General features: G+C 66.1%; 10 protein-coding genes. 3 read left to right on the top strand and 7 right to left on the bottom strand.

Annotated features, from left to right (window positions below; all coding sequences use genetic code 11):
- A partial coding sequence (locus WBQ44_RS00745) for a glycosyltransferase family 2 protein (RefSeq protein WP_495564824.1) occupies positions 1-804 on the bottom strand: 804 nt, incomplete at its 3' end.
- A gap of 10 nt (positions 805-814) precedes the next feature.
- A complete protein-coding gene (gene rfbD, locus WBQ44_RS00740) occupies positions 815-1666 on the bottom strand; it encodes a dTDP-4-dehydrorhamnose reductase (RefSeq protein ID WP_495564823.1) in 852 nt (283 codons plus the stop codon).
- A 267-nt stretch (positions 1667-1933) separates the two neighbouring features.
- Between rfbD and WBQ44_RS00735 the strand changes: the two genes are divergently transcribed.
- Together WBQ44_RS00735 and WBQ44_RS00730 are read left to right on the top strand one after the other, a co-directional pair.
- Positions 1934-3376, top strand: coding sequence for an LCP family protein (locus tag WBQ44_RS00735; protein ID WP_495564822.1), 1443 nt, complete (start codon positions 1934-1936; stop codon positions 3374-3376).
- A 32-nt stretch (positions 3377-3408) separates the two neighbouring features.
- Entirely contained in the window at positions 3409-4116 is a 708-nt protein-coding gene (locus WBQ44_RS00730) for a TIGR03089 family protein (RefSeq protein WP_495564821.1), read from the top strand.
- Here WBQ44_RS00730 and WBQ44_RS00725 read toward each other — a convergent pair.
- Genes WBQ44_RS00725 through WBQ44_RS00715 form a run of 3 tightly spaced genes read right to left on the bottom strand, consistent with a single transcriptional unit; the run spans position 4113 to position 6205 of the window.
- Positions 4113-4478 (bottom strand): hypothetical protein, encoded by a 366-nt coding sequence (locus WBQ44_RS00725; protein ID WP_495564820.1) that lies wholly within the window; start codon positions 4476-4478, stop codon positions 4113-4115. The genes WBQ44_RS00730 and WBQ44_RS00725 overlap by 4 nt on opposite strands.
- 6 nt (positions 4479-4484) lie before the next feature.
- Positions 4485-5024 carry a 5-(carboxyamino)imidazole ribonucleotide mutase gene (gene purE / locus WBQ44_RS00720; protein ID WP_495564819.1) on the bottom strand — a complete coding sequence of 180 codons (540 nt, stop codon included), beginning with the start codon at positions 5022-5024 and terminating at the stop codon, positions 4485-4487.
- Positions 5006-6205, bottom strand: coding sequence for a 5-(carboxyamino)imidazole ribonucleotide synthase (locus tag WBQ44_RS00715; RefSeq protein WP_495564826.1), 1200 nt, complete (start codon positions 6203-6205; stop codon positions 5006-5008). The genes purE and WBQ44_RS00715 overlap by 19 nt, the downstream gene beginning before the upstream one ends.
- A gap of 277 nt (positions 6206-6482) precedes the next feature.
- Between WBQ44_RS00715 and WBQ44_RS00710 the strand changes: the two genes are divergently transcribed.
- Complete coding sequence (locus WBQ44_RS00710; RefSeq protein WP_495564818.1) at positions 6483-7046, top strand: GtrA family protein; 564 nt, start codon at positions 6483-6485, stop codon at positions 7044-7046.
- Here WBQ44_RS00710 and WBQ44_RS00705 read toward each other — a convergent pair.
- Together WBQ44_RS00705 and WBQ44_RS00700 are read right to left on the bottom strand one after the other, a co-directional pair.
- Positions 7043-8365, bottom strand: coding sequence for a sensor histidine kinase (locus WBQ44_RS00705; RefSeq protein ID WP_495564817.1), 1323 nt, complete (start codon positions 8363-8365; stop codon positions 7043-7045). The two genes, WBQ44_RS00710 and WBQ44_RS00705, sit on opposite strands and share 4 nt — an antisense overlap.
- Before the next feature lie 8 nt (positions 8366-8373).
- On the bottom strand, positions 8374-8488 hold a 115-nt coding region (locus WBQ44_RS00700), incomplete at its 5' end, for a winged helix-turn-helix domain-containing protein (protein ID WP_495564825.1).

The raw sequence follows: 8488 nt of genomic DNA, 5'->3' as shown, positions 1-8488 counted from the left end.
CCGGAAAGCCCACCGTAATGGCGCCTGCCAGCGGTTCGGGTATCTATCGGCGAGGAAAGTGTAAGTGCTGGTGTGGTGCGCCGCCAGGTTGCGGGCGGGATCGCGACCGGTGGAGTGCCCTTTGGCGTGCAACACCTCAGCCGACGGCACGTAGACGTTCTGCCAGCCGGCCTTCCCCAGCCGATCACCGAGGTCGACGTCCTCCATGTACATGAAGTAGCGGGAATCGAACCCCCCTACGGAGTCGAATGCGGATCGACGCAGCAACAGACACGAACCCGACAGCCACCCCACGGCCCGTTCGGTGACTGCCTCGTTGTCCTGTCGGTATCGAAGCGTCCACGGATTGTTCGGCCACACCTTGCCGAGCAGCGCATGGCCCGCACCCGACGTCAGGTCGGGCACGGCGCGCGCCGACGGGTACCTGCTCCCATCGGGCTCGCGTATCAGCGGACCGAGGGCACCGGCGCGCGGCCAGCGCTCCGCCGCGGCGAGCAGTCCGTCGAGCGAACCGGGATGCCAACGGACGTCGGGGTTGACGACCACGACGAATTCGATCGACCGGTCGATTTCGGCAACCGCACGGTTGACTGCCCCGCCGTACCCGAGGTTCGCTCCGGTTCGGAACAGCCTCACGTTCGGATACGCAGCCTCCGCGGCTTCCGGCGTGCCATCCGTCGATCCGTTGTCGGCGAGGATCACCTGCGGTGTCTGGGTCGTCGCGTCTGCGAGGGAGGCCAAGAATTGATCCAGGTACTTCCCGGGCGAATAGGTCACCGTCACGACGGCCAGCTTGGAACTCACGCGGGCAAGACTATCGGTCTGCGTGCAGTGCGTCGGCGAGCGCGTCCTGCCAATCGCGAAGAGGTGTCAACCCGGCGCGTCGCCACGACTCCGCCGACAGAACGGAGAATGCAGGCCTCGGGGCGGGCCTTACGTACTCGGCGCTCGAGCACGGCGCCACCCGGTCGGGGTCGGCGCCGACGCCGACGAACACGGCGCGAGCGAGGTCGAACCAGCTGGCCGTACCCGCGTTGGTGGCATGCAGGATTCCGCCCACCTCCTGGGCATTCGCTAGTTCGAGCAGTCCCCCGGCGAGGTCGTACGAATACGTGGGCGACCCGACCTGGTCGTCGACGACGCTGATCGTTTCGCGCTCGCGTTCGAGTCGAATCATGGTGGACACGAAATCCGTCCCGACGCCGGTGTAGACCCAGGCGGTACGCACCACTGCGGCCGACGGAAGTGCCCGCAGCACTGCCTGCTCGCCCGCGAGCTTCGTGCGGCCGTAGACGGTCCTCGGGTCGGTGGGGTGATCTGTCTCGTACGGAGCGGTTTCTGTGCCGTCGAACACGTAGTCGGTGGAGATGTGCACCAGCCGAGCACCCACGGTGGCACACGACTCGGCGAGATTGCGTGCGCCGTCCGCGTTGACGGCGTGCGCGCGGTCGGCGTCGGTCTCGGCGGCGTCGACAGCCGTGTAGGCAGCGCAGTTGATGACGATGGTGCCCGGTTCGATCGCGTCCGAGACCGCTCCGGGGTCGGTGATGTCGAGCTCGGCGCTGGTGACACCGACCGTTTGGTTCTCCGGATAGGCGACGCCTGCCCGGTCGAGGATCTGCCGTCCGAGCTGTCCGCCGGCTCCGGTCACAAGGATATTCGCCACAGTCGGAAAGTGTGGCACGCCGTTGCCGCTTGAGCGAGGCAGTGAGATTTCACAAGTAGCCTCGACAACTGGGGACGACGAGAAGCCGATACGAAACCGCGAGGAGACCTGGTGCCACGAGAGTCGGACGCATTCCGGGGTGAGCCTCGCCCCCGATCTCGTCACGGCGAGCCTCGCAGGCGCCCGAACGGCAGGTCGAGGGTCGAACGCGAGTCGGATCCCCGCCCCGGGTCTGCCGGGTCCCCCAGTCGCCTGCGTCCGCCCCAGATGATCGTCGCGGCTGTGTCGGTATTGGTGCTGGTGCTCACAGGTTTCGCGTGGCGCAGTGTCGACAGTCTCCGTTCCAACATCGCCACCGCGGGCGCCCTCGGTCTCGGCGGCGGCTCCGACGGCGCGGTCGACATCCTCATGGTCGGGACCGACAGCCGCACCGATGCGCACGGCAATGCTCTGTCGCAGGACGAACTCGCCTCGTTGCGGGCTGGCGAAGAGGTTGCTTCCAACACGGACACGATCGTTCTGATCCGGGTACCCAACGACGGGTCCTCGGCCACGGCGATTTCCATTCCGAGAGACTCGTACGTCGCGGTACCGGGCATCGGCATGTCCAAGATCAATGCCGCCTACGGTGCCACCAAGGAGACCACGCGCCTCGAACTCGTCGAAAGCGGCGTTGTCGACGCAGAGGCCGACACCCGATCGACGGAGGCGGGACGCGAAGCGCTCATCGGGTCGGTCGCCGACCTGACCGGCATCACCGTCGACCACTACGCCGAGGTCGGTCTGCTCGGTTTCGTCCTGCTCACCGACGCGGTGGGCGGGGTCGATGTCTGCCTCAACGCGCCGGTCGACGAGCCCATGTCCGGTGCCAATTTTCCCGCGGGTGAGCAAACCCTGTCCGGTGCAGATGCGCTGAGCTTCGTCCGTCAGCGGCACGCCCTGCCGCGGGGGGACCTGGACCGAATCGTGCGTCAGCAGGTGTTCATGGCGTCACTGGTTCGCAGTGTGTTGAGCGCCAAGACACTGAGCAACCCGAGCAAGCTCGGCCAGCTGAGCACAGCGGTGCAACGTTCGGTCGTTCTCGATTCCGATTGGGACATATTGCAATTCGCTACGCGCCTGCAGGATCTGGCCGGCGGCAAGGTCAAGTTCGAAACAATCCCGGCGCTCGACATCAACGGGATCACCGACTACGGCGAGTCCGTCGTCGAGGTCGATCCCGCAGCCGTCAAAACTTACGTCGAGGGACTGCTGGACGGCACTGCGGACGAACAGGATTCACCGTCCGACGCGGAAGCCCCGAGCATCGACCCGTCGTCGGTGACGGTCGATGTCGCCAACGACAGCGGCATCGACGGCCTCGCCAACGGCGTCGCGAGTGCACTCGGAGCGCTGGGCTACGTCGGCGGAACCGTCGAAAACTACGAGGGAACGTCGTTGCAGCGCACGACGATTCAGGCCACTGACCCCGAGAGCGACGAAGCCAGAGCCGTCGCCGCCGCGCTCGGAGGCCTCGACGTGGCGGCTGACGACACTCTCGCCGCCGATACCGTCCGGGTCGTCCTCGCGTCCGACTACGCGGGGCCCGGTTCGGACGGCCGAGCTGCCACGGAAGCGGCGAGTGCCACGCCGGCAACCGCGACGTCGGGGTCCGAGTCGCCGGCGCCGGCGATCGATGCCGGCGCGCAGGGACCCGCCTGCGTCAACTGATCGGTCCGACCGGATCCGATAGGGTTCGGAACGTGGCTTCGACTCTGACCCAGGTCCTGCTCGATCCGATCCTCGCAACTGATCCCGCCGGGCCTCGCATCACCTATTACGACGACGCCACCGGCGAGCGGGTCGAGGTGTCGACCATCACGTTGGCCAACTGGGCGGCCAAGACGGCAAATCTGCTTCGAGACGAGTTCGGTCTCGAACCCGGGGCGCGTGTGAGTGTGTTGCTACCTGCTCACTGGCAGACCGCAGCGGTGCTGCTCGGCGCCTGGTGGGCGGGCGCAGACGTCACACTCACCACGGACGCCGACGCAGAGGTCGCCCTGGTCCACGGTAGCCGAATCGACGAGGCGGGCGACGTCTCGGAGATCCTCGCGCTGTCGTTGGATGCCTTCGGTAAGCCGGTGCCGGGCCTACCCATCGGCGTCACCGATTACGCCACGTCGGTCCGCGTCCACGGAGACCAGTTTCGACCGTCGGGTCAGCAAGGCGCCCTCGACGGTCGCTCCGTCGACGACGTTCTCGCCGCGGCACGTTCGCGCGCGGAGGCTCACTCGGTGGCCGTCGGCGATCGAGTTCTGTCCTCGTTACCGTGGAACGATGCCGACCAGCTGATCGACGGGTTCGTGTCGGTCCTGGTGGCAGGCGCGTCGCTCGTTCAGGTGCAGAACCCGGACGCGGCAAGAACCGAACGCCGCATCGCCACCGAGAAGGTGACCAAAACTCTCGGTTAGGACGTGTACCCGCCGTCTCGTAGCCCCGCCTCGATTTCGTATCTGTTGCGGGCGCCGGGCCGCCGCACTTCCTCGAAGAGGTAGCGGACGGCGAAGAACAATCCGTAGCGCGCCCATTGGTCGGCGTGCACGGCTTCATGGCGCAGGACGGCACGGGAGACGTTGCGCCGAGTGAGGTACACCCCGCCGATGGTGGTTCCACCGCGGCCGAAACCGCCACGCATTCCCGACGCGACGAACAGGCGAGTGTCGTCGTCGAACTGGATGTGGGCACGCCAACACCGGGCATAGGCGAGCGCGAGATGCGACGCGAGAAGGGCCTGAAAGCTCCCCCGCGTCGCATCTCGCAGCCGAACGGACACCGGGCGCTAACCGAGCAGGTTTGCCCGCAGCGCGGCGTCCTTCTCCAACACCATCGTTTCGAGTCCTGCCTGGAACGTTTCCATACGCTGCCGAATGGAGACGTCCGAGGCACCCAGAATGCGCACCGCCAGGAGTCCGGCGTTGCGTGCGCCGCCGATGGACACCGTCGCAACCGGCACCCCGGCGGGCATCTGCACGATGGACAGCAAACTGTCCATTCCGTCCAGGTACTTCAGCGGCACCGGAACACCGATGACAGGCAACGGCGTCGCCGACGCGACCATCCCGGGAAGATGCGCAGCCCCACCCGCGCCTGCGATGACGACCTTCAGTCCGCGTCCTGCCGCGCTTCTCGCGTAGTCGATCATGCGTTGCGGGGTGCGGTGGGCGGAGATCACGCCAACCTCGAACCGGACGCCGAACTCGGCCAATGCCTCCGCGGCTGCTTCCATTGTCGGCCAGTCGGAATCGCTACCCATGATGAGCCCGACCTGAGGCCCGAGCTCATCCCTGTTCACTGCTTCGCTCATGCGTGCGGATCCCATCCGTCGGTCCATTCGGCGTGCGACATCCAGTGCGCCGCGCGCTCCGCCTTTTCCCGCACCGCAGCCACGTACGCCTCGTCGGCGGAGCGTCCGTGGGCGCCGCCGACGATGTTGACGTGCCCGATCTTGCGGTCCTTGCGTTCGCTCTTGCCGTAGAGGTGGACCTTTGCGTCCGGCATCCGCGCCAGCAGGTGGTGCAGCCGCTCGTCCATGCTCATCGCGGGCGCCTCTGCCGCTCCGAGAATGTTGGCCATCACGGTGATCGGAGCCAGCGGCGTCGTATCGCCGAGTGGGTAGTCGAGCACGGCGCGGAGGTGCTGCTCGAACTGCGAGGTGCGACAGCCGTCCATCGTCCAGTGCCCGGTGTTGTGTGGCCGCATCGCGAGTTCGTTGACGAGAATCTTCCCGTCGGTCGTCTCGAACAATTCCACGGCCATCGATCCCACGACGCCCAGTTCGGCAGCGAGCCCGAGGGCCATCCGCTCGGCGTCGATGGCAATGTCCTCGTCCAAACCGGGCGCAGGAGCCAACACCACCGCGCACTGACCGCCCCGTTGCACCGTCTCCACCACCGGCCACGCCGCTCCCTGGCCGAACGGCGACCGACCGATCATCGCCGACAGCTCGCGTCGAAGCTCGACCTTCTGCTCGACCATCAGCGGTACACCCAGATCGAGCTGCTGCGCCACGATGGATTCGGCTTCGTCCGCGTCGGCGGGCATCCACACCCCTCGCCCGTCGTATCCCCCGCGAACGGCCTTGACCACGACCGGCCAGCCGTGTTTCTCACCGAACTTCGTCACATCCCCCGCCCAGGTGACCTGCGCATAGGCCGGGATTGCAATACCCAATTCCTCGAGCTTGCGACGCATCCGCAACTTGTCCTGCGCAAATATCAACGCCGACGGCGGCGGCTGCACGTTGACACCTTCGGCCACCAGGGCCTCGAGGTGCTCTGTGGGGACCTGCTCGTGGTCGAATGTGAGCGCATTCGAACCGGTCGCGGCCGTGCGCAGTGCATCGAGATCGTCGTGACGGCCCAGCACCACGTCAGCACTGACCTGAGCTGCAGGCTCGTCGGCACCCGCAGAAAGCACCCGAAGAGTCTGCCCGAGGGCAATCGCCGCCTGGTGCGTCATGCGCGCGAGCTGGCCTCCCCCGATCATCGCAACCACGGGCATCCCCGAGGTCGACGAACGAGGAGTGCTGGGGCGAGGCGGGTTGATCGCCTCGGGATTCGAATGAAGACCGGTCACGGCTGTCAATGTTCTCACGCGAGGCCGATCGAACTCACGTCCAGTCCCTGCCCTGCCGTCGAATCAACCCGGTTCCGCGGACCGGTCCTGGGGAAACACGGACGGCAGTCCTGAGGAATTACTGACGAGAGTCCTGAGGAAACACTGATGATCCGCGCGCCGGTTCGTGAATTGGGCCCATCGTTTCGTAGACTTCTCCGTTGTGCCCACGATCGACAGCGTGATCCATCGCCTTCCCGGCCCGATTCGGGAGCTGGCGATTCGTCATAGCGAACTCATAAAGTTCGCGATCGTCGGTGGTACGACGATGGTGTTCGACCTCGCGATCTTCTATTCGCTCAGTCTCACCGTCCTCGAGCAGAAGCCCACGGTCGCGAAGATCATCTCGGGTGTGATGGCGACGATTCTGAGCTACATCCTCAACCGCGAGTGGGCGTTCAAGAACCGTGGCGGACGCGAGCGTCACCACGAGGCGCTGCTGTTCTTCTCCATCAGCGGGGTCGGCGTCATCATCGCCGCGGCGCCCCTCTTCATCGCCAACAACGTCTTCGACATCCGTGACGGCCATGCCAGTCTGACGATGCTGGTCATCGTCGACTTCGTCCTGAACTACATTATCGGCAACCTGATGCAGATGGCCTTTCGTTTCTGGGCGCTACGAAAGTTCGCGTTCCCCGAAGAGAATGTCCGCGGCGCAGCAGCAGGCTCCACCGACTACGACCCGACGCCCGAGGAATCGGCCGAAGAGCAGCTCGGTCACAGCTAGCGGGGCTCGCGAGCAGTCTGTGTCGGCGCCTCCAACGTGCGCGACGCCGGGAGGAATACCGAGAACACCGCAGGCCGACGCCGTTGCAGTTCGAGCCTCCCGCCGTCGGCTTCGACCAGGGCACGAGCGAGAGCCAGCCCGACACCTGTCGAACCCGCACCCGAGAACCCGCGATCGAAGATGTGCGGGGCCAACTCGTTACTGACTCCCTCGCCCTCGTCGGCCACCTCCACACATGCCAGTGGCTCACGGCGACGTTCGGCGGTGTCCAGAGCCGGGATGAGCCGAACCGACACAATGCACGTACCACCTCCGTGCGACAGAGCGTTGTCGATGAGTACCGACACCGCCTCGCGTAGCCGCGAACCCGTCACCGACGCGGTCACGTCAAAATCGCCTCGCAGAACGAGCTCTCTCTCGGCGTCTTCGAAGCTGTGCTGCCAATCGGCGACCAGGCCGGTGATCTCGGCGACCACCGGCACGGCTTCCGCGTCTGCAGCCCCGTCGCTGCGGGAGGACCGCACAAGCTCGTCGATCGCGAGCGTCAAACGATCGACCTGAGCCATGGCTTCTTCCGCCTCCGCCACCACGTCGGGGTCGGGGTATGTCGACAGCTCGTCGAGTCGGAGCCGAACCGCGGTCAATCGACTTCGCAGTTGGTGCGAGACGTCGGCGACCAGGGCATGCTCGCGTTGCAGGCGTCCAGCGATCTCGACGGTTGCCGAGTCCAGGACCTCGGACACCCGGTCGAGTTCTGCGATGCCGTGCCGCCGCGGATCCGGACGGAAGTCGCCCTCGGCGAGTCGTGCAGCACGACGAGCGACGTCCTGGAGCGGATCGGCCAGACGTTTCGCGGTGAGTACCGCAACGGCTGTTCCGGCGAGGATGGACGCCAGGACGACGAGACCGACGGCGCCGACGGCTTGGCGCTGCAGTGTCCGCATGTCGTCCGACGGAACTTCGAGCCGCAACGACCCGGATGTGCCCATCGACAACGATTCGACGATCGGCCGGGGCACGAACGCCTCACCGATGTCGACTCGCGACGCGGCGTCCTCGGGGGTCGGGAAAACGACGACCAGCCGGCCCGACTCCGGAATGGCAAGTCGGAGCGAGCCGATGTCGAGTTGCCCGACGACCATCCCTCGATCGCCCTCCTGGGACAGGATCTCCGACGCCATCCGGTCGAGCCTGCGCTGCAGATCGTCACGCGTGAAGTCCTCGACCCACAGCCATGCCGTGTAGACCAGCGGCAGGCCGAGGAGCAGGGCAGTCAGAAGCACCACTGCGAGGATCGATTGGAGAATGCGGCGGCGCATCGACCCGCCTAGTCGTTGTTGATACGGAACCCGACGCCCCGAACCGTCGCGATTCGGCGTTCGGCCACCGTGCCCTCGTCTCCGATCTTGCGGCGCAGCCACGACATGTGCATGTCCAGGGTC

It is taken from the genome of Rhodococcus sp. (in: high G+C Gram-positive bacteria) (genome assembly GCF_049591685.1).
Lineage (GTDB): Bacteria > Actinomycetota > Actinomycetes > Mycobacteriales > Mycobacteriaceae > Rhodococcoides.
Note: the sequence above shows the minus strand (reverse complement) of the source record. Positions and strands in the feature narration are given on the sequence as shown.